Raw genomic sequence first — 21,036 nt, 5'->3', positions numbered from 1 at the left:
GCTGGGAAGGAGGTACGAGCCGCGAGCGGGCGGCCCGGCGTGTGACGATTCTTGCGCCCCCCGACAGTCACCTGCCAGGATGGTGATGTGAACCTCGACCACGTCTTCGTCTGCGGACACCCGGCCCTCGACTTCGCGGCCACGCTCCGCGCACGGCGCTCGACGCGGTTCGAGATGTTCGTAACCCCCGAGCGCCTGAACGCCTGGTACCTGGAATCAGGCCTCGTGGACACGATCACACCCGGCACGGACGACGACGTCCGGGCGGCGATCACCGTCCGCGAGGCCCTCTACCACCTCATCACCGACCGCCGCCTCGGCGACCCCTTCGACCGCCAGGCCCTCGCCGTACTCAACAGCGCCGCCCGCCAGAACCCGGTGACACCCCAGCTCACCCTCACCGGCCGGCACAACGAGGCCACCCCCGCCCAGGCCCTGGCCACCGTCGCCCGCCACGCCGTCGAACTCCTCAGCAGCCCCGACGTCCCCCTCCTCAAGGAGTGCGGCAACCCCGAATGCACCCGCGTCTACATCGACCGCTCCCGCGGCATGCGCCGCCAGTGGTGCGGCATGGAGTCCTGCGGCAACAAGATCAAAGCCGCCGCCTACCGCGCACGCAAGAAGACCACGACCGCCTGACACACCCCACCCGGCCGCGGTCATACGTGTGACCACGGCCGACACCGCCTCCCCGACGTGGGTACGATGCCCAGCATCATCCATATCGAGGGAGTGAACGGTGTGAGCAGCCGATCAGCCGCCCAGCTCCGATCGCGGTACGTGGAACAGGTCGCGTCGGAACTGACGGAGAACCGCAAGCGTCAGGAAGAGCTGACGAAGAAGATCGAGCTGCTGAAACAGGAGGAAACCCTCCTGACTGACATCCTCGCCCTCGCCGAACGGTACGAGGGGTTCGCGGATGCCTCGCGCCTGCCGGAGCAGGCGCAGGACGAGCCCGACGTCGCCCGGGCCCGGCGCCGCGCCGCCACCGGGGCGTCCCCGCGACGTTCCGCACCGCGCCGGATGGCTTCCGCGAAGCCCGACGCCACGGCCGGAGCCAAGGCGAAGGGCGGCACAAAAGAGCCCTCCCGTCAGCCGCTGCTCGGGGACCTGCTCCTCGACCTGCTCACCGGCCACGCCGAGCCCCGCTCGGCGAAGGAACTCCGGGACGAACTCCTTACCGAGCACCCGAGCCGGAACCCCACCCCGCAGGTGGTGCGGAACACCCTCGAATCCCTGGTCGCCAAGGGCCGCGTCCAGCGCCACAAGCAGCAGCGGTCGGTGATGTACACCCCCGTCGCGCCGGAGGACACCGAGGCCTAGAGCCGCGCTCCCTCTTGGGCGGGGGTGCCGCTAGGAAGCGTACGACGCCTGTCGTCATTCGCGTAGCTCCGGGTTTACGCCTGCCGTAGATACTGCCGCCCTCCACTACTCGGTGGTACCGTATAGCGGTACTCAGTAGCACGCAGTACCGACAGGGCTGAGGAGTATCCGCGATGGACGACCTGAGAGAGATGCTGAAAGGCACGCTCGAAGGGTGCGTGCTCGAAATCATCGGCAGCGAGGAAACCTACGGGTACGCCATCACGCGCCGCCTGAACGAACTCGGCTTCACCGACGTCATCGAGGGCACGGTGTACACCATCTTGCTGCGGCTGGAGCGGAACGGGCTCGTCCAGGTGACGAAGCGTCCCTCCGAGGTCGGTCCGCCGCGCAAGTTCTACGCGCTCAACGACGCGGGACGCGAGGAACTCGCGAAGTTCTGGACGAAATGGCAGTACCTGTCATCACGCATCAACAGGCTCAAGGAGGGCGGGAGATGAACTTCTGGGAGAAGATCACAGGCAGCGATCTCACCAGGGAATGGAAGGCGTTCGAGGCCCGGGCCGAGGTCCTGCCGGACGACTACCGGGCGGCGTGGGGGCAGATCGTCTCCCACCTCTTTCCCTACGGCGACTTCACCGGACGCAACCTGACGCCGATCCTCGACTCCGCGCTGGGGCTGCTCGAAGTGGCAGCGGCGGACGGGCAGAGCGTCCACGAGGTGCTCGGCGAGGACATCCAGGGCTTCTGCACCGCGCTCGCCGGCGGAGAAGGGGCCCGAACCTATCGCGACCGGTGGCGCGAGCAGTTGAACAGGAACGTCGCACGGAAATTGAGCCGGCTGGGAGGCTGACGTGAGCATCCAGGACATCATCGAGGGCAAGAAGCAGTGGCGGGCACACCTGGCTCGGGTCAAGACCCTCCCGCCGGACTACCAGATCGTCTACAAGGAGATGCAGAAGTACCTGTTCAAGGTCGGACCGGTCAGCCTGCACGACGGGCCCCTGCTCCCCGAGATCGTCGACTTCTTCGAGGAGGGCGCCGCCGCGGGCAAGGGCGTCCTGGAACTCATCGGCACCGACGTCGCCGCGTTCTGCGACGACCTGATCAAGGACTCCGCTACCTACGCTGATGCCTACCAGGCAGCCATCAGCGCGGAACCCGGCACGGACAAGAAGTAACGCCCGCCGCCCCACCGGCCCGGGGCCGCCGGAGGCGACGGCCTTGCGGCCCCCCATCGCGCGACGTGCTGGGCGAGCACCGGCACCCAACTCCCGAAGCAAGTCGAGCAGGCCGGCCCGACGAGGTCGATCGGGACAACAGCGCGGCACCAGCCACACACCCTTGACAGGCCCGGCGACACACAAAATACTAACGGCGTTAGCTTTCCTAACAACGTTAGGGGTTTGCCGGTGGGGAAGCGGGCAGAGGTACGTCGGCGGACGTTCGCCGAGATCCTGGAGACCGCGGGCCGGATGGCCGAGGCCGAGGGCTGGCGCGCGGTGACCATCCGGCGCATCGCCACCGAGATCGGCTACAGCGCGCCGGTGATCTACCAGCACTTCCCGAGCAAAGAGGCCCTGCTGCACACGCTGCTGGAGCGGGCCAACGGTGAGCTGGTGGAACGGATGCGGGCCGCGGTGACCGGCGAACCGGCGTCGCGGGGACCGCACTTGGCGGCAGCCGCCTACCTGGAGTTCTCCCGGTCACGACCCGCCCTCTACCAACTCGTGTCGGGCGCGCCCGGCACGGACGTCGACGCCTCCACCCGCCGCGCCACCGCCGAGAGCGTGATCGCCTTCACCAGACAGCTCGTCGAAGCGTGGGCCGCCGAAAGCACGACCGAAGCCCTCGACGTCGAGGACGCCTGCGACCTGCTGTGGGGCACGCTGCACGGCCTCGCGAGCATCGGGGCGATCGACGACGTCGGCTTCGACCGTGCCCTACGCCTGGCCGACCAGGCCGTGACCGCGCTGCTGGGCTACTGGGCCGCCCCGCCCCCGAACCCCGAGGACCACCCGAGGACCACCGAGGGAGAGACATGATCTACCACCACAACCGTTTCACCTTCAAGACGACCGCCACCGCCCCACAGCGCGAGGAGGCCCTCGCCAGCCTGCGCAACCAGGGCGAGTCGATCGACGCGGTCACACGCTACGTCGTGGGCAGAGACATCGGCGGCGAGTTCGAGTACGGCGCCGTCTTCCTCATCGAAGACCTCGACGGGTACTGGGAGTACCTGATGGCGCCCTCGCACGCGCACACCGACCGGATCGGCCTCCCCCTGCTGGAGTCCTTCGTCTCCTACGACACCACCGACAGCGACGACCCGGACATCGCCCAGAAGATCGCCGACCTGCACGCGCGGCGCTACGCGGGCGACCCGGCCCTCACCAAGCTGGTGGCCGACCTCCCCTCCTACACCGGCAGCAGCGCACCGACCCCCACCAACACCGGCAGCACGCACCAGCCCACGTGACACGCCTCGGCGTGCCGGGACCTACGGTTTGTGAGTCACCCAGAGCAGTTCCGCCGGCCAGTTGTGGGCCCAGTCGGGTGGGTCGGTTTCGTTGTAGCCGTTGGGTCTTCCGGGGTCGGGCCGTGGTTCGATGAGGTCGTCGATGATGAGGCCCGCGCCGCGCAGGGCCCTGACCCAGTCGCCGTAGGTGAGCTGGTAGCTGGTCGCGCCGTCGCCCTCGGCGATGGTGTTCAGGCCGAAGTAGTCCCGTTGCAGCGTCGTGGTGACGCGGCCGGCGGCGTCGTCGTAGCAGGCTTCGAACCATGGGCTGGCGACGTTGAACACCAGGCGTCCGCCGGGGCGCAGGACGCGCGCGGCCTGTGGGACGGCCAGGTGCGCGGGCGCCCAGCTGAGTCCACCGAAGTCGCAGAACACCAGGTCGAAGCTGTCGGCTGCGAAGGGGAGCTGCTCGGCGGCGGCCTGCACCAACGGATAGCCGGGCGCTCCCATCGCGCGGGCCGCTGCGGCGAGTTGGGCGTCGGACAGGTCGAGCCCGACCACGGCGGCGCCCTCGGCGGCCAGCGCCCTGGACCACTGGCCTGCGCCGCAGCCCAGTTCGAGGACGCGCTTGCCGGTGACGTCACCCAGGGCGCGCAGGTGCGCGTCGGGGAGGGAGTACATGCCCCACAGCCGGGGTGTGGCGCCGATTCGCGGGTCGTGCCTGTGCTGGTAGTCGCTGCTGATCCGGTTCCAGAGCCGCCGGTTGGCGGGGATGCTGTCCACGTGCCGACTCCAGCACCGCCTGCCGGGGGCGGTCAACACGAAGAGGGGCGTCAGGCTTGTGGCTGGACGGTCTTGAGCATCTGGAGGGCGACGCGGATCTCGTCGACCGCGCTGGCGCGGTCGTCGTCGTTCTTGTGGAAGTGCATGGTCTTGTTGCGGATCTGGCGAACCCGGTCCATGCGTGCGGCGAAGCTCTCCTGCGGGAACTGCCAGCCGGTGGCCCGCCACACGTCGGGCCGCTTGAGCAGCTTGACGTAGTCGCTGAAGTTCAGGCCTTCACCGGCGAGTTTTCTGATCTTCGCGGGGTCCCCGTCGAGGCCGTACGCGCCGGTGGTCTCCTTTATCTGCACCAAGGCGTTGGTGAGCGCTCGGCGCAGGCGCAGCTCCAACTCCTCAAGGAGGGCGTAGGGGCTCAGTTCCTGCTCGTACCGGTGGACCAGGTCGTGACTGGTCACGATGCCGGAAAGGGCGCCGTCCGGATCGACCACGAAGACACAGCCGTGGTCGGCCACGTCGGCCAGACAGTCCACCATCGGCTCATTCGTCCGCACCGACCGGACCTTCAGCACGGCGGCGTCCTTGACGAGTGCGGTGGGGGGACGGTTCGTGGCACCGATCTCCCGCCAGGTGATGGTCCCGCACAGGTTGCCGTCGCTGTCGAGGACCGGGAGCTGGTCGTACGCGTGCTCGGACATCAGTTCCACGGCTCGTGTCAGTGGATCGGAGAGCGTGACCGATTTCGGCACGCTGCGTGCTGAAGGCAACCGTCCCACGGTGACCACCACGGGGGTCGTGCGCGCGGGTTCCTCGTCCTCGTCGCCGGTCTCCTCCCCCTCCCCCGTCTCCGTGGGCGTCTCGGCATCGGCCGGGCCGCCGCCGTCTCCGGCGCCCCCGGCGCCCCCGGTGGTCGCGGTGTCTTCGTCCTCCTCGACGAGGATGTCCGCGACTGGATCGTCCACCTCCCCCTGCTCAAGTTCCAGGTTCGCGGTCTCCTTGCCCAGCGACCGCCTCTCGGCTTCCGGCGCCTGGCCGATGGGGAGGACACGGACGAAGTGATCGATGGAGGGGACCTCGGTGATCGGTGGGACCACCGCGAGTCCGAAATCGGCCAGGTCGTGACGGATGGTGGCGACCGCCTTGTCCGAGCGGCTGACGAAGTCCCAGATGCTCAGCAGGTCACGCACGGCCAGCTCCACCGGTTTCCCCGAGGCGGCTTCGGCGACCTTGGCCGCCAACGCGGCAGGCCCCTCCAGCAGCCGCAGGTCCGCGGGGGCGTCCGGGTTACCCGGGTCCGCTTGGCCGTCCGCCAGTGCGGCAAGACGTACGCCGGCGTCGAGGCGGCGCAGCTCACTCACGGTGAGCAACGAGCCGAGCGTGGCGCGCAGGTCGGCGCGGAACTCCGAGCGCGGCACGTCGCGGCGCTTCCAGTCGACGCTGCGTACGTGGCGCAGCCCTGCCGGGGCGTCCGCCCGGTACCGGTAGTCGCCGGTGAGGTAGCCGATGGCCACGGTGCCGGCTTTCCGGGGCATGACGACGAGGTCTCCGGGCGCCAGGACGGCACGAAAGCGCCAGAGCTGTCCTCGCCAGTTGCCGAGGACACGGGGGTTCTCCCGGGGGTATGCCTTGACGAGTACGGCTTTGAGGTCGTCCGGGGTGGTGCAGTGGGTGAGGTCACCGACTTCGTGCCAGCCGGCGATCGTCAGGCCCTCGTCGAGTGAGATGTCCTCCCGCTCGCCCTCGGCCCCGGCACGCACCATCCACGCCCTCGTCACACCCACGTCATTCCCCCGGAACCTGCCGTATCGGACCCTCGTGCGATCTTTCGGCGAGCCTACCCGGGCAGCCGCGGGGCCGGTGGAGCAGTAAGGCCTCAATGACGTTACAGCTGACGGAGCATGAGGACCTCGTCGCGGTCGTCCCCGGGGGACAGCCGCAGGGCTCCGGGCCAGCGGCCGATCTCTTGCCAGCCGAGTCGTGCGTAGAAGGTTTCCAGACCCGCTCCGCCACGCGCGGCCAAGTGCAGTTGCTCCAGGCCCATTTCGTCACGGGCCACGAGGTGGGCGTGTCCGGTCAGGGCCGCGCCGATGCCCCGGCCACGCATGCTGGGATGGGTCTGGACGTGCTGCACGGCTCCCCAGTGAGCGGTGAGAGGGGACAGTTCGCGGCGCAGGTGCAGCCAGCCGACCAACTCGCTGCCGCACCAGGCCGTCAGGAGGCGGGACGTACGCGGGGCGAGGCCCTCGATGAGGGCGTCGAGGGCGGGCGCGGCCTGCTGGATGTCGAGGGGCGGTAAGGGGAAGCCCGCGGCCCCGCCGGCGTTGGTGACATCGACCCAGCATTCGAGGAGGGCTTGGCGCACATGCGGGTCGATGTCCCGGGCCGAGGTGACTTGATGCAGGTGGAAGGAGTCGGTGGTCATGCCGCGGAGTCTCGCAGCAGCCACTGACATCGCGTCCTCCGCCAGGTTCAGCGTGCGCCTCGGCCTCGGCCTTGGGTGTCGTACGGACTCGCCGTGCGTCCCCTCCGACGGGCAGACGGGCAGAGGCACCCGCGCTCGGGGACCGGTCCCGCGCTGGGTGCGCGAGACTCGGACGGGAGCGCGCAAGGAAGCGTGTCGCCGAGTTACCGGGAGTTCCCATGGCGTTCTGGCGTCGGAACAAGCGTGGTGGTGCCGAGAGTTCCGCGGAAGCGGAAGCCGACGCGGCACGCGATGTGGTGGCGTACGTGCGGACCGAGAGGCAGGCCGCCGGAACCTATCACATCCACCGCGGGCCGAGCCGGGCCGCGGCGCTGGAATTTCTGCGGGGACGCCCGGTGACGGAGCGGCTGGAGTACGTCATCGTCGAGACGCCCGAGGGGAACCTCGGACGCGACTTCCTCCACCTGTTCGAGGAGGCGGACGGCCGTCCCATCGAGCCGGGTCGGCGTATCCCGCGTGAGACGCCCGTGCGCTCAGCCACCCACTGCGCCTGGTGCGGCTGCTACGTCTCACCCGTCGAGATCCCGGAGGCCGCCCGCCGGGCGAGCGACTTCGCCATGTTCGTCACGCACGACCAACTCACGGAGCACGGTTCCGGGTTCCTATGCAAGGGCTGCGACCTGCTCCAGTGCATGTCGTGCGCGCCCTCCGAGGCGGACGGCGACGGCGGCATGACCTCTGCCTGCCGTTCCTGTGGCGAGCCGGTGGGCCTCCACACCGAGTGAGCCGCACCCGACGCATCCACCGCGCCCGCCCCCGCTCCGTCCCGCGCCCCTGCCAGGCGTGTCCCCGCCCGCGGTGATTCGTTTCCAGATGGATGCCTGAAACGCCCCGTACGCCGGACAGTTCTCCGCTCAGTGACGCGCCCGCGGTGGTCATCGGGGCCGGACCCAGCGGCCTGGCCGTGGCCGCGATGCTGCGCCGATCCGGCGTACCGACGGTCGTACTGGAACGCGGCGAGCACGTGGGGGCCAGCTGGGCTCTGCGCTACGACCACCTCCGGCTGCACACCTCCCGGGGCGGTTCGCACCTGCCTGGGCTCGCCCTGCCGCGCGGCTACGGCCCCTGGGTGGCGCGGGACGACTTCGTGCACTACCTGGAACGCTACCGCGAGCACCATGGACTGCGCGTACGACTGGGGACCGCGGCGCAGCGGATCGAACCCGCCCCGGGGCAGGCGGGGCCCCGGTGGCAGGTCCGCACCACCGGCGGCACGACGGCGGCACGCGCGGTGGTCGTGGCCACGGGCCGCTGCCACACCCCGGTGGTGCCCGACTGGCCCGGGCGGCACGCGTACGGCGGCACTCTGCTGCACGCGGCTGACTACCGCGGTCCCGCACCCTTCCGGGGCCGGTCGGTGCTGGTGGTGGGCGCGGGCAACAGCGGCACAGAGATCGCGAGCGTGCTCGCGCGGGAGGGGGCCAAGAAGGTCTGGCTGGCCATTCGCACCCCGCCGAACATCCTGCCGCGCGACTCCAGCCGGTGGCACATCGCTGAACGGCTGACGGACTTCCTGCCGGTGACCTGGCGGGACCGGTCCGCCCTGCTGACCCAGCGGTGCACGGTAGGGGACCTCACCTCCTTCGGTGTCCCCCGCCCCCGCACCGGCCCCTTCACCCGCAACGCGCGCGAGGGGAACAACCCGGTGCTCGACCACGGGTTCGTCGCGGCGGTACGGGCCGGTCTCGTCCACCCCGTGGCCGCGGTGGTCGGCTTCGAGGGAGCGGGCGTGGCTCTCGCGGACGGCTCCCACGTCAGCCCGGACGCCGTGATCGCCGCGACCGGCTACCGCCCCCGCCTCGACGTGCTGCTTCCCGACGTGCCCGTCCTCGACGGGTCGGGCCACCCCGCCGTCCACGGACCGCGGACCTCCACCGAAGCCCCGCACCTGTACTTCGCCGGCTTCACCAACCCCCTCAGCGGGGCCTTGCGCCAGGCCGGCGTGGAGGCCCGCGGCATCGCACGGGCCATCGCGGCGAAGTCCAGCCGGGTGCCCTCGCAGCGCGGTGCGAACCGGGGCGCCGCACACGCCCCGGCGAGCGGAGCCGATCCAGGCCGGTAGGGAAAACCCTCGGGCGACACCCTGAGTAGATTAAGTTTCAACCTTTTCTCGCCACGCCATCGCCGCAGCGGACCCGCGTCGACCACCCAGCGGCCGACCGCCGCGGCAGGCGGAGGATTGCCCCATCGAGCCTGGTCGGAGCCCTCGCACCAAGGCCCCCTCCAGGCCGGACAGCCACCCCGCCCCGACGCGCGAACAATGGCCCAAACTTATTTAACGTTCAACCGCTGCGAGCGGCATGCTGGTCAGAGCACCGGCAACCACCCCGGTATCCGGCCCAACACCCCACCCCACCAACGGAGATGACCCGCGATGAACCAGACCCTGCCGCTCCGCCTCCACCACCACGCCTGGATCACCGACGACCAGGAAGCCAACCGGCGCTTCTACGAGGACGTGATCGGCCTGCCCCTGGTCGCCACGTGGACCGAGCGCGAGGTGCTGTCCGGGGCCGAACGCGCCTACAGCCACGCCCTGTACGGTCTGGCCGACGGCAGCGCACTCGCCTTCTTCCAGTTCGCCGACCCCAAGGACCAGGAGGAGTTCAAGACCGAGATCAACTCCACCCCCTTGCGCCACCTCGCTCTCAAGGTCGAGGCGGAGACCCAGGAAGCCATACTCAAGCGCGTCAACGCGGCCGACCACCCGGAGTCGAACGCTCACGTCATCGACCACGGGTTCTGCGTCTCGCTGTACATCACGGACCCCAACGGACTCATCCTGGAACTGGCCGTCGACCACCCCGACGTGGAGAAGATCGACGCCGAGCGCCGTGCCACCGCGCACGCCGACCTCGCCCGCTGGCTCGCCGGCGACCACTTCAGCAACAACCACTGGCGCTGACCCGGGCCGCCGGCGCGTCGAGGCCGAGCCGGATACCGGTCGAAACAGCGGATCGTCATTCGCCGTCCTGTCTCCCTAGCGGAGCGCCGCGAGAATGACATAGGCGACGGCCAAGACACCGACGACGGCCAGGGCGATCTGCTCCTGTCTCGGGCAATACGTCCATGAGCGGTGCGTTCGCGGGTTGAACATGTCGTAGTGGCCCGCGAGTACGAATGGATATCCCGCGAGCAAGAGGACGGAGAGACCGAACGCCTTCACTGGGACGGTCGCGCTACCGATGTCCAGAACGGGTGCGATGAAAACCCCGAGCATCGATACGGCGATCGAGAGCAAGTTGAGGATGTCCGCGGGAGGCAGCCACGTGATGTCGCCCTTGCCGCTGACATCGATCTCTCTATTGATCCGCAGAGCGAATCCGGTCACCTGGAAGCCGGATACCACTCCGGCCGCGGTCCATAAAGATCCGAGATCAGGATGCATCTCACGCTCCCCCGGCTGCCGACGTGACGCGCGGAGCAAGCGTCGCAGCACGAGGAGGCTACGGAACAGACCGTGAGGGATGGATCACGAGGGCAGAGCGCCGAAAGAAAGTCACCCCGGGGGTGAGGCCTCGGAAGTCTGGCGCTCCTGGTCACCCCTCGCGGGCCCCGGCCGCCACCGCGCCCGCACCACGCCGTCGTCGTCAGGCATGACGGCGGTGTACACAGGCAGGTCCTCACCCTCGTACGCGGAGAGGAGTACGGCCGCGGAGGCCGAGGAAATCCGGGAGACCAGTTCGGGAAACTCTTCCTCGGCGCAGGTGGCGCTGTGGATACGGCCGTCCTTGTCCTGCCAGACGCCCTCGACGAGACCGTCGGCGGGGAAGGAAGCCAGTACTGCGGCGATGTCGGGGCTCAAGGGCGGCCACACGGCCAGACGGGCGCGGGGAGCGATGGCAGCACGAACCGTTTCGATGGTGTCAGGGGTGAGGTGGTGCCATCGTGTCGCACCTTCGACGAACGTCTCCTCCAGAACTCCGGCGCGGCCGGAGGCAATGGCGGGGAGCAGACCGTTCCAGAATGCGTCGTCTCCCGGCCGCGGAATACCTGCCCCCTCGATTTCCGGGTCGAAGTCGTACGGCGAAGACGTCATGCGTTCAGGGAACAGGCCGAGCGCGCGGGTGGCGGCGAGCGCCTCCTCGCACGGTCGGCTGCTGCCGATGTAGAGGTACTGGTCGTAGCCCACGTGCACCGCGAAGACGTCCTCGGCTTCCAGTCGGCACCATGCCCCGTTGTCGCGGAGCATGGCCCTGACCAGTTCGAGCGCCGTGCCGAGCGGCACGGAGGCCCCGTCGTGGAAGCCAGGAGGCAGGCTCGGGCCGGATACAGGGCTGGCTGGGGGCGGGAACAGCCCGTCAAGTCCGTAGCCGTCCACGGTCGGCTCGGCGCCGAAGTGCGCGAGGGAGGGAACCCCCGGCTCACGGATGGCCAGTCGATCGACACCGGATTCCGTGGCGAACGCCGCGACCGCCTCAAGGTACGCCGCCTCCACCTCGCCGTGGTCGCTGACGGTGTCCTCTGCCCCGGTGTAGTGCCCGTGTTCATCACGGTCGGCGGGATCGTATTTCGTCACGCGGTAGACGCAGGCCAGCATGGCCGCATCATGCCTCCCGTTTGAAGAGCGAGGCGAATCCGACGGCTGCCTCCCTGCGACGGCAGGCTCGGGGCCCCTTGTCAGAGCCATCCGCCGCTGACAGTCACTTCCGACATCCCGCCCCGCTTCGGACTGACCACGAGGTAGCCGTTCTCGTCCTCGGGGTACTCCACGCTCACGAACGACTCGTACCTGACGCGCCCGTCCGGAAGCACCTTTTTTCCGTCAGCCGCGAACCAGGTGCGCAGGCCCAGCGGAGTGTCCGACTGCCCGGCCCACCAGAAGTCGACTCCGGCGGTTGGCATCATGAAATGCCATTGGCCGGTACGGCTGTCCGAGCTGAGGCACTCGACGTCCACAGCGCTGTCTGGCGGCTCGACGACGAACTTCGTACCGCAGTCGATGTGCGGGTCGGCTTCGGAGTTCCACCAGATCAGCGCCCCGACCAGAGACACGAACCCGGCGACCGCCGCCGCGAGGGCGCCCCTGCCCGGCTTGAACCTGTTGCGCCTCGTCGAGTCCATCCCGCGAGCCTAAGCCGCAGACCGGCCCCCTGGGCAGCCACCAGACCCCGAGAGAGGCCAGGAAGCCGTCCCCCTGCCATGGTGTCCGACCCGCCGATCTGGGGCAGGGTTCCCGCGGTGCTCGGCGGTCCGCGGGAGGTGGGCAGGGTGGTCATGGATCGGCATGGTCAGATGATGAAGGACACCGGCGCTACAGCGGTGCGGCATTACGAGAAGGCCCTTGACGAACTCCTCTTCTTCCGCGAGGGCGTGGCCGGGGAGGTCGCAGCCGTGCTCGACGCCTCGCCCCGGTCCGCCATGGGCAACACCTTCCAGGCATACCTCGGGCTGCTTGGCACGGAGGAGAAGGACGCGGCCGAGGCTGCCGAGGCGTTCAGGGCGTTCCGTCGTGAGGTCACCCTGGACGGCCTGAGCGTGCGCGAGCGCATGCACGTCGAGGCCGCTTCCTCCTGGCTGGACGGCGACATGCACCGAGCAGGACGGCTGCTGGCTGAACTCGTCGTGGCGCATCCCAAGGACATCCTCGCCCTCGCCGTCGGCCACCAGATCGACTTCTTCACGGGCAACGCCGTGCTCCTGCGTGACCGCATCGGCGGAGCACTGGCCGCCTGGGACCGGGACGACCCGCACTACGGCCTGCTGCAAGGCATGTACGCCTTCGGTCTTGAGGAGGCCGGGCACTACACCCTGGCCGAGCAGGTGGGCCTGGAGGCCGTCGAACGGAACGCCCGCGATGTGTGGGGCATCCACGCCGTCGTCCACGCCTACGAGATGCAGGGCCGGCACGAGGACGGCATCGGCTACCTCGACGCCCGCACGGAGGCGTGGGCCGCCGGGAACTACCTGAACGTGCACAACTGGTGGCATTACGCCCTGTACCTGCTGGAGACAGGACGTACCGACAAGGTCCTGGCCGTCTACGACACCGCCCTGCACCACGAAGGCTCGGCCGGAGCGGCGATGGAGCTTCTGGACGCCGCCGCGCTGCTCTGGCGCCTTCACCTCGCGGGCGCCGGCACCGGTGACCGCTGGCCCGCCCTCGCCGACGCGTGGGCCGAGCGGCACGACGGGCCCCACTACGCCTTCAACGATGTGCACGCGGTCATGGCCTACGTCGGCTCCGCCCGCATCGCCGATGCCGAACGGCTCATCCAGGAGAGGGAGTTGTGGCTGCGCGACGCGGCCGCCGGGCTCTCGAACGTCCCGATGACCGCCGACATCGGCCTTCCGGTGTGCCGGGCGCTGGTGGCGTACGGGCAGAAGCGCTACGCCGACGTGGTGGAGCTGCTGCTCCCCCTGCGTCACCGCTTCCAGGAGTTCGGCGGCAGCCACGCCCAGCGGGACGCCCTCCAGAAGACCCTCGTCGAAGCCGCCCTGCACGCGGGCCACCACGACCTGGGCCGCACGCTGCTGAGCGAACGCATCAACCTTCGCGCCCGCTGCCCCTACAACCAGGAAGCGTGGGCGCGCCTCACGGCGAAGCGGACACAAGGCGCTGGGTGAGCCAGAAGGTCGCCGCCGACGACGGTATCCCTCAGGACCCACCCGCCCCGTTCGTACGACGGAATACCTGCGGCTCCCGGCTCTGTCTCGGCGCCAGGACACCCCCTGAGGCGGAGGCGGCGGACGCGCTCACAGCGGCTGTGCCTGACCCGGCTCCCCGGACGCAGGGCGTGCTCCCCGCTCGGCTGCCCGTAGCCCCCTGCCGCCTGGACACCACCCGGCCGCAGTCCTTAACTGCTGGGCGGGCGCGCTCGGGGACGGCTGAGCCGGAGCGGCCCTCTCGTCGGCCCCGTACCGCACGGGGGCCACCACAGGTCATCAGGGGGATGGTCTCGTTGCGCGCATCAGACGTTTCGGCTGCTCAAGAGCACTTATGGCTGGCGTGGAAGTCGGCACCGGCGCTACCGGCCAACCACGGGTCGCGTTGGCTCATCGACGGCCCGGTCGACGACAGGGCGCTGCTCGTGGCGGTACGCGAGACGTACAAGGCGTACACGGACGCCCAGGTCATCTTCCGTGTCGTCGACGGGGCGCTGCGGCAGCTGGTGCGGGAGGGGAACGCGGGCGCCTGGCAGCCACTCGTGCTCGACGTGAGCGACGCGGACGATCCGGAGGCGGCGGCCCGTGGCCTCACCGCCGAGCACGAGTGGCGGCCCTTCGACCCCGAGCGCGGCGAGGTGTTCCGGGCCGGAGTGATCAAGCTGTCGGACGTACGCCGGGTGCTGTTCCTGAGCGCGCACCCCCTGGTGGGTGACCGGTCCACCGTGCTGCGGCTGCTGCCCGAGCACATCGCCGCGTGTTACCGCGCGGTGGTGGACGGAGCCCCCCTGCCTCACGCGCCGGCGGGTGGCCCGGCGCTGCTCGCCCGTGAGGAGGTGCGGCACCGCGGGTCGGCGCGGTTCGCCGATGACGCGGCCTTCTGGCGCGGCCACTTCGCCGGAGCGCCCGATCCGCTGCGCCTGCCGGGCCGGCGCGGTACGGCCGAGCCGTCCCTCATCAACCACCTGGCATCGGTGCCGCACACGGAGGTCGAGGCCTGGCGGAAGACCGCGGGGGTCATCGGGGTGTCCCTGTCGGCGCTCCTGACGGCGGCGACGGGAGTCTGCTTCCGGTACCTCGGCCGACGCCAGGAATTCACCGTCTCCCTGCCGGCCTCCGGCCGCACCGGCGCCACGCAGGACGTCTGGGGCGCACAGGCGAGCGTCGTACCGCTGCGCTTCGACATCCCGCTCTCCTCCACGTTCGCCACCCTCGCGCGCACGGTGGCCGACGAGATGGGGAGCGTGCTGCGGCACAGCGCGCACGGGGCCGCCGCCCTTCGCCGCGCCGCGCGGAGCCCGGGCACCGGGACAGGCCCGTCCGCGCTCTCCAGTCCCTTCGGCCCCACCCTCGACATCCTCACCTGTGTCCGGGAGCTGGACTTCGCGAGCACGTCGGCACATCTGCTGCCCGGTTCGCCCATGGGCGCCGTCGACGACTTGCGGTGCACCCTGCACTTCGACGGGCGGGCCGCCGGCGACCTGTTCGTACGCGTCGACGCCAACGGCTCGATGTACGCGCCGGACGACCTGCGGCGCCTGTGTGCCCAGCTGGTCACCTTCTTGCGCGCGGTGACCGCCTCTCCGGATGTACCCCTCGGGCGCCTCGGCGCCGCGTCGACCACCGAGCAGGACGTACAGGAAACAGCCTGGGCGATGGCGGCGGACCTGGAATGGCTGTCACCGGAGCTGGACGCGGACATGCCGGCCATGGCTCCGCTGGAGGTCAACTCCTACGTCGTGGACGGCGTGCGGGGCCCGCAGCTCATCGCCAAGATCGACTATCCGGCGGGGCTGTTCACCCCCGAGGAGGCGCAGGAGCTGGCGGACCTGTGGACCGCCGCCATGGAGGGCCTGGCCCGGCACGCCGTGCGGCCCGGCGCGGGCGGCCTGACCCCGTCGGACGTGCCCCTGGTGACGGTCGGCCAGCGCGACCTGGAGGTCTGGGAGGAGCGCTACCCGGGCCTGGTCGACGTGTGGCCGCTGACCCCGGCGCAGTCCGGCATCCTCTTCCACAGCGCCCTGGCCGCGTCGTCCTTCGACGCCTACCAGGTCCAGTTCGTCCTGCATTTGTCCGGGGCCGTGGTCCCCGAACGCATGCGCGTCGCGGGCCAGGCCCTGCTTCGCCGCTACCCGAATCTCGCGACCGCGTTCGTCACCAGCGCCGCCGGCGAGCAGGTCCAGCTCGTCCTGAAGCACGTGGAACTGCCCTGGCAGGTCGTCGACCTGCGCCGCCTCGGCGAGGAACAGCGCGCCGAGCGGCTGGAGACGCTGATGGCGGCCGACCACGCCAAGCACTTCGACCCCACCCGGCCGCCGATGCTGCGCATGACGCTCGTGCGGATGGACGCCGAGCACAGCGAACTGATCCTGACCGTCCATCACACTCTGTTCGACGGCTGGTCGCTCTCCCATCTGATGCGCGATCTGATCCTGCTGTACGAGGCCGAGGGCGAGGCCTCCGCGCTGCCCCGCGTACGCCCGTACCGCGACTTCCTGGCGTGGCTCGCCCGGCAGGACCACAAGGCGGCGGCGGAGGCCTGGGCGAGTGAGCTGGCCGGCGTCACGGAGCCGACCAAACTCGCCCCCACCGAAGCGACGGAACAGGTCAGCGGCCTGAGCCGGTACGAGGTCCCCCTCACCACGGCCACCTCCCACGCCCTGCCCCGCCGTGCCACCGAACTGGGCATCACGCTCAACACCCTGTTCCAGGGCGTCTGGGGTGTGCTGCTCGGCCACCTGACCGGCCGTGAGGACGTGCTCTTCGGCACGACCGTGGCCGGTCGGCCGCCTCAGCTCACCGGCTCGGAGAGCATGGTCGGCCTGTTCATCAACAGCCTTCCGGTGCGCGTGCGTTACTCCGCTGACGAGACACTGGCCCAGGTCCTGGAGCGGCTGCAAGAGCACCAGACCGCGCTGATGGACCACCATCATCACAGTCTCAGCGAGATCCACGAGACCGTCGGCCTGGGCACCCTGTACGACTCGATGGTGATCCTGGAGTCCTTCCCCCTCGACCGCGAAGGCCTCACCGACGCCCACACCTCGGCGGGCGTCACCGTCACCGGCATGCGCGTGCACAGCGGCACCCACTACCCCCTGGCGCTCGGCGCGACCACCGAGGCGGACCTGGGCGCGGGCACCGGGGTGCACCTGGCCTTGCAGTACCAGGACAACATGTTCACCGGCGAGGAGATCGAGCGGATCGCGGCCCGGCTCGGGCGCGTCCTCAGGCAGCTCGCCGACGACCCGCACACTCCGCTCACCGCATTGGAGATCCTGGACGCGGACGAGCGCGACCTGGTCCTCAACCGGTTCAACGACACCGCGACCGAGGTGTGCGGACAGACCCTGGCCGGCCTCTTCCAGGAACAGGTGGCCCGTACCCCGGACGCCGTCGCGGTGCTCCGCGACGGCGAGCGGCTGACGTACGCGCAGGTCAACGAGCGCGCCAACCGGCTCGCCCGGGTCCTCGTCGGCAAGGGCGTCGGGCCTGACGACATCGTGGCCGTGGCCCTGCCGCGCGCACCGGAACTCGTGGTGGCGCTCCTGGCCGTCGTCAAGGCCGGGGCCGCCTACGTGCCGGTCGACCCGAACCACCCCGGCGCGCGTCTGACCCACATCCTGGACACCGCCGGGCCACGGCTGATCGTGACCGACACCGAGACGGCCGGCGTACTCCCCGAGCGGGACACGCCGCTGCTGCGCCTGGACCGCGCCGACGTCTCCGGGCACCCCGGCACCGACCTGGACGACAGCGACCGCACCCGCCGCCTCCACCCGGACCACCTCGTCTACCAGGTGTACACCTCGGGCTCGACGGGCCTGCCGAAGGGGGTGAGCATCACCCACACCAACCTCGTCAACGCCCTGTCCGACCTGGTCCGGCTCGTGGGTGTGCCGCCGGGCTGGCGGATGCTCACCAGCACCTCGATCGGCTTCGACGTCGCCGCGTTCGAACTCTTCTCCACCCTCACCACCGGCGGCAGCGTCGAGATCGTCCAGGACGTACTCGCGCTGACCGGGCGCGACGTGTGGGAGGTGGACGTGATCAGCTCGGTGCCCTCCGCGTTCACGGAGCTGGTGGACCGCCTCGGCGGCCGGGTGGAGCCCAAGTCCCTGATGCTCGCCGGTGAGGCACTGCCACCGGCCCTGGTGCGGCGGATCCGGGCGCACTGGCCCGAGGCTCACGTCGTCAACGCCTACGGCCCCAGTGAGACCTTCTACGCGACGGTCCACAGCCTCGACGCAGGGCGCGACTACGCCAGGGGCGTGCCGATCGGACGACCGCTGGGGAACCTGCGGGCGTACGTCCTGGGCCCTGGCCTGTCCCCCGTCGCCCTGGACGCGGTGGGTGAGCTGTACATCGGCGGCGCCGGCGTCGGACGCGGCTACCACGACCGCCCCGGCCCGACCGCTGAGCGGTACGTGGCCGACCCCTACGGGCCGGCGGGCGCACGCATGTACCGCACCGGTGACCTGGCCCGCTGGGACGGGTCCGGAGAGCTGGAGTACGTCGGCCGCGCCGACGCGCAGGTGAAGATCCGCGGTTTCCGGGTCGAGCCGGGCGAGGTGGAGGCGGCGGTCGCCGCTCACCCGCGCGTGGCCCGGGCCGCGGTGACCGCCCGCCCCGGCGCGGGCGGCAGGCAGCTGATCGCCTACACCGTGCCCGCCCCCGGAAGCGCCGGCCTCACCGCTTCGGACCTGCGGGAGTTCGTGGCTCGCCGGCTTCCGGAGTACATGGTGCCCGCGGCGTTCGTCCTGCTGGAGCGGCTGCCGCTGTCACCCAACGGCAAGCTCGACATCGCGGCACTGCCCGAGGTCGACTTCGCCGCCGCGGCGCCGCACCGGGCGCCGGGCACGCCGCGCGAGAAGAACCTGTGCGCGCTGTTCGCCGACGTCTTGGACGCCGATCGCGTCGGGCTCGACGACAACTTCTTCGACCTCGGCGGTCACTCGCTCCTGACGGTACGTTTGCTGGCCCGCCTGGAGGCCGATTCGGGTCTGCGGGTGCCGACGCGGGACTTCTTGGCCGCGCCGACGCCGGGCGGGCTCGCTGCCCTCCTGGAGACGCTGGAGACGGGCGGCGGCGCCACCGCGCCGGCCGAGGCCCTGGTGCCCGAGAGCGAGGCACGGTTGGCGTCCTCCCTCCGCTTCCCCGCCGGGGTGCGGTTCGGGTCTCCGCCCCGCCACGTCCTGCTCACCGGCGCCACCGGTTTCGTAGGCGCCTTCCTGCTCAGGGAGTTGCTCACGCGCACCGACGCGGACGTTCACTGCCTCGTACGCGCGGCGTCGCGGGAGGCCGGGCAGGCCCGGCTCGACGGCGTACTGCGCTCGTACGGCATCCGCGTCGGCCCCGGTGGACGGCGCGTGCACGTGGTGTGCGGTGACCTGGCCGAGGACGGTCTCGGACTCCACGCGGGGGTGTGGCGGGCCCTGCGGGACGGCATCGACACGATCCTCCACGCGGGCGCGTACGTGCACCACCTGTCGCCGTACGAGAGGCTCAAGCCCGCGAACGTAGGGGGTACGGAACGCCTGCTCCGGCTCATGGCGGAGGGGGCGCCCAAGCGGCTCCATCACCTGTCGACGATCGGGGTGTTCGGGCGCGCCGAGGCCGCGCGGCGGATCACCGAGGACTCCCCCACCGCGGGGCAGCGGCACACCACGGCCGACGGTTACACGGCGAGCAAGTGGGTGGCCGACCGCATGGTCCAGCACGCCGCGGACCGCGGGGCCGCGGCCCGCGTGTACCGGCTCGGCCGGGTGTGGGCGGACACCGAACGGGGTCTCGTGAACCGGGACGACATGTTCTGCCGCCTCCTCACCACCTGTGCCGAGCTGGGGTGTTACCCGCAGGACGCGGCGGTCGGGGCCGACCTGCTGCCCGTGGACGTCACGGCCCGCGCGCTGGTCGCGCTCGCCTTCGACGACTCCGCCGGTGCCGTGCACCATCTGCACCACGCCCGGCCGACGCCGCCGGGGGCGTTCCTGCGAGTGCGCGACGACCTGTACGGAACGCGGTCGCGGCCGGTGTCCCTCGACCGGTTCCTGGGTCGGCTGCGCGAGGCGGGCGAGGCCGGGCGGGAACTGCCGTTCCTGCCCTATCTGAGCGTGTTCCAGCAGGTCGTCGAGCAGGCCGCCGCCGTGCCACGGTCGGGCCGTGCCGTCCCGCACGACACGAGCGACAACGGCCACACTCTGCGCGACCTGGAGCGGCTCGGGGTGGAGGTTCCCACGGTGGACCGGCGCATGATGACGTCGTTCTGGCGCGGCCTCTGCCTCTAGTCACCCGCTGGGCGGCTTGGTCTCATCTCCGGTGAGCGAACCGGTCGAGGGCCTGGAGTACGTGGACGCGAGTCGTATCGGTGCCCAGGTGACCGGCGTCGTCGACGACGATCAGCTCCGCGTCGGGCCACGCGCGGGCCAGCTCCCACGCGGTGACGAGCGGGCCGCCCATGTCGAGCCTGCCGTGGACCAGCACGCCCGGGATACCGGCGAGGCGATGGGCGTCACGCAGCAGGGCGCCCTCCTCCAGCCACGCGCCGTGGGAGAAGTAGTGCGAACAGATGCGGACCAGGGCCACGCGCGCGGCCGGGGGGCGGTCGCCGTACGGGTGGGAGGTGCCGTTCGTCTCCCCGGACAGGACCGCGTCCTCCCAGCGGCACCAGTCGGCGGTGGCCTTCTCCCGCACCGCGGCGTCCGGGTGTTCCGCCAGGCGCGCGTAGGCCGCGACGATGTCACCGTCTCGCGGTGTGCCGGGGGCTCCGGCGAGGAAGCGTTCCCACTGCTCGGGGAAGTACCGGCCGACCCCCCGGTAGAGCCAGTCGATCTCGGAGCGCCGGGTGGTGGTGACGGCGGCGATGACGATCTCCGACACGCGCTCCGGGTACGTCTCGGCGTAGGCGAGGATCAGCGTGGAGCCCCACGAGCCGCCGTGCAGCAGCCAGCGGTCGACGCCCAGGTGCTCGCGCAGCCGCTCCATGTCGGCGATCAGGTGCGGGGTGGTGTTGTGCCGCATGTCGGTCGCGGGGTCGCTCGCGTGCGGGGTGCTGCGGCCGCAGCCGCGCTGGTCGCACAGGATCACCCGGTACCGGTCGGGGTCGAAGTACCGGCGCGCTCCCGCCCCGCACCCGGACCCCGGCCCTCCGTGAACGACGAGCGCCGGCTTGCCGTCCGGGTTACCGCAGGCCTCCCAGTACACGAGGTTGCCGTCGCCGACGTCGAGCATTCCCTGCTCGTACGGCTCGATCGCCGGGTACGGAACGCTCATTTCGGGGCCTCCTGGGGGCTGTGCGTGGGGGAAGCGCGCCTGTGCCGTAGACACCATGGCAGGGCGGAAACCTTCGGCGTGCCCGCGCTCCGCCTGCCCCCGATACCGTGGCTTG

The 21,036-nt window shown here is 70.6% G+C and carries 19 protein-coding genes; 12 read left to right on the top strand and 7 right to left on the bottom strand.

Annotation, left to right across the window (positions count from 1 at the left end):
- Positions 1 to 87 precede the first annotated feature (87 nt).
- From AC07GB_RS32725 to AC07GB_RS32695, 7 genes are all read left to right on the top strand, one after another.
- On the top strand, positions 88 to 639 hold the full coding sequence (locus AC07GB_RS32725) for a CGNR zinc finger domain-containing protein (protein WP_478851860.1): 552 nt from the start codon (positions 88 to 90) through the stop codon (positions 637 to 639).
- 102 nt (positions 640 to 741) lie between these two features.
- A complete protein-coding gene (locus AC07GB_RS32720; RefSeq protein ID WP_478851858.1) occupies positions 742 to 1,323 on the top strand; it encodes a BlaI/MecI/CopY family transcriptional regulator in 582 nt (193 codons plus the stop codon).
- A gap of 173 nt (positions 1,324 to 1,496) precedes the next feature.
- Positions 1,497 to 1,823 carry a PadR family transcriptional regulator gene (locus AC07GB_RS32715; protein ID WP_478851856.1) on the top strand — a complete coding sequence of 109 codons (327 nt, stop codon included), beginning with the start codon at positions 1,497 to 1,499 and terminating at the stop codon, positions 1,821 to 1,823.
- Positions 1,820 to 2,176 carry a DUF1048 domain-containing protein gene (locus AC07GB_RS32710; protein ID WP_478851854.1) on the top strand — a complete coding sequence of 119 codons (357 nt, stop codon included), beginning with the start codon at positions 1,820 to 1,822 and terminating at the stop codon, positions 2,174 to 2,176. The genes AC07GB_RS32715 and AC07GB_RS32710 overlap by 4 nt, the downstream gene beginning before the upstream one ends.
- Position 2,177: 1 nt before the next feature.
- Positions 2,178 to 2,504 (top strand): DUF1048 domain-containing protein, encoded by a 327-nt coding sequence (locus AC07GB_RS32705; RefSeq protein ID WP_478851852.1) that lies wholly within the window; start codon positions 2,178 to 2,180, stop codon positions 2,502 to 2,504.
- Between the two features lie 231 nt (positions 2,505 to 2,735).
- A complete protein-coding gene (locus AC07GB_RS32700) occupies positions 2,736 to 3,368 on the top strand; it encodes a TetR/AcrR family transcriptional regulator (RefSeq protein WP_478851850.1) in 633 nt (210 codons plus the stop codon).
- Positions 3,365 to 3,802: a Dabb family protein gene (locus AC07GB_RS32695; RefSeq protein WP_478851848.1), complete on the top strand. Its 438-nt coding sequence runs from the start codon at positions 3,365 to 3,367 to the stop codon at positions 3,800 to 3,802. Before AC07GB_RS32700 ends, AC07GB_RS32695 begins: the two co-directional genes overlap by 4 nt.
- A gap of 21 nt (positions 3,803 to 3,823) precedes the next feature.
- On the opposite strand, the gene AC07GB_RS32690 is transcribed toward AC07GB_RS32695, so the two are convergent.
- The 3 genes from AC07GB_RS32690 to AC07GB_RS32680 form a co-directional block, all read right to left on the bottom strand.
- Positions 3,824 to 4,564, bottom strand: coding sequence for a class I SAM-dependent methyltransferase (locus AC07GB_RS32690; RefSeq protein WP_478851846.1), 741 nt, complete (start codon positions 4,562 to 4,564; stop codon positions 3,824 to 3,826).
- 50 nt (positions 4,565 to 4,614) lie between these two features.
- On the bottom strand, positions 4,615 to 6,336 hold the full coding sequence (locus AC07GB_RS32685) for a CBS domain-containing protein (RefSeq protein ID WP_478851844.1): 1,722 nt from the start codon (positions 6,334 to 6,336) through the stop codon (positions 4,615 to 4,617).
- Between the two features lie 107 nt (positions 6,337 to 6,443).
- Positions 6,444 to 6,983: a GNAT family N-acetyltransferase gene (locus AC07GB_RS32680; RefSeq protein ID WP_478851842.1), complete on the bottom strand. Its 540-nt coding sequence runs from the start codon at positions 6,981 to 6,983 to the stop codon at positions 6,444 to 6,446.
- A 218-nt stretch (positions 6,984 to 7,201) separates the two neighbouring features.
- Here AC07GB_RS32680 and AC07GB_RS32675 point away from each other — a divergent pair, with 218 nt between their 5' ends.
- The 3 genes from AC07GB_RS32675 (at position 7,202) to AC07GB_RS32665 (ending at position 9,948) form a co-directional block, all read left to right on the top strand.
- Positions 7,202 to 7,768 carry a hypothetical protein gene (locus AC07GB_RS32675; RefSeq protein WP_478851840.1) on the top strand — a complete coding sequence of 189 codons (567 nt, stop codon included), beginning with the start codon at positions 7,202 to 7,204 and terminating at the stop codon, positions 7,766 to 7,768.
- 92 nt (positions 7,769 to 7,860) lie between these two features.
- A complete protein-coding gene (locus AC07GB_RS32670; protein WP_478851838.1) occupies positions 7,861 to 9,105 on the top strand; it encodes a flavin-containing monooxygenase in 1,245 nt (414 codons plus the stop codon).
- 312 nt (positions 9,106 to 9,417) lie between these two features.
- Positions 9,418 to 9,948 carry a VOC family protein gene (locus AC07GB_RS32665; protein ID WP_478851836.1) on the top strand — a complete coding sequence of 177 codons (531 nt, stop codon included), beginning with the start codon at positions 9,418 to 9,420 and terminating at the stop codon, positions 9,946 to 9,948.
- A gap of 75 nt (positions 9,949 to 10,023) precedes the next feature.
- On the opposite strand, the gene AC07GB_RS32660 is transcribed toward AC07GB_RS32665, so the two are convergent.
- The 3 genes from AC07GB_RS32660 to AC07GB_RS32650 all read right to left on the bottom strand — a co-directional run bounded on the left by AC07GB_RS32660 (position 10,024) and on the right by AC07GB_RS32650 (position 12,107).
- Positions 10,024 to 10,431 carry a hypothetical protein gene (locus tag AC07GB_RS32660; RefSeq protein ID WP_478851834.1) on the bottom strand — a complete coding sequence of 136 codons (408 nt, stop codon included), beginning with the start codon at positions 10,429 to 10,431 and terminating at the stop codon, positions 10,024 to 10,026.
- Between the two features lie 111 nt (positions 10,432 to 10,542).
- Positions 10,543 to 11,583 (bottom strand): RNA-binding protein, encoded by a 1,041-nt coding sequence (locus AC07GB_RS32655; protein WP_478851832.1) that lies wholly within the window; start codon positions 11,581 to 11,583, stop codon positions 10,543 to 10,545.
- Between the two features lie 80 nt (positions 11,584 to 11,663).
- Positions 11,664 to 12,107 (bottom strand): hypothetical protein, encoded by a 444-nt coding sequence (locus tag AC07GB_RS32650; protein WP_478851830.1) that lies wholly within the window; start codon positions 12,105 to 12,107, stop codon positions 11,664 to 11,666.
- A 153-nt stretch (positions 12,108 to 12,260) separates the two neighbouring features.
- On the opposite strand from AC07GB_RS32650, the gene AC07GB_RS32645 reads away from it, so the two are divergent.
- Together AC07GB_RS32645 and AC07GB_RS32640 are read left to right on the top strand one after the other, a co-directional pair.
- Complete coding sequence (locus tag AC07GB_RS32645) at positions 12,261 to 13,610, top strand: tetratricopeptide repeat protein (protein ID WP_478851828.1); 1,350 nt, start codon at positions 12,261 to 12,263, stop codon at positions 13,608 to 13,610.
- 326 nt (positions 13,611 to 13,936) lie between these two features.
- Positions 13,937 to 19,936 (top strand): non-ribosomal peptide synthetase, encoded by a 6,000-nt coding sequence (locus tag AC07GB_RS32640; RefSeq protein ID WP_478851826.1) that lies wholly within the window; start codon positions 13,937 to 13,939, stop codon positions 19,934 to 19,936.
- Positions 19,937 to 19,958: 22 nt separating this feature from the next.
- On the opposite strand, the gene pip is transcribed toward AC07GB_RS32640, so the two are convergent.
- Positions 19,959 to 20,921, bottom strand: coding sequence for a prolyl aminopeptidase (gene pip / locus AC07GB_RS32635; protein ID WP_478851824.1), 963 nt, complete (start codon positions 20,919 to 20,921; stop codon positions 19,959 to 19,961).
- Positions 20,922 to 21,036 lie beyond the last annotated feature (115 nt).

This window comes from Streptomyces sp. NPDC045778 (genome assembly GCF_056431945.1).
This window is presented reverse-complemented; position numbering and strand designations above follow the sequence as displayed.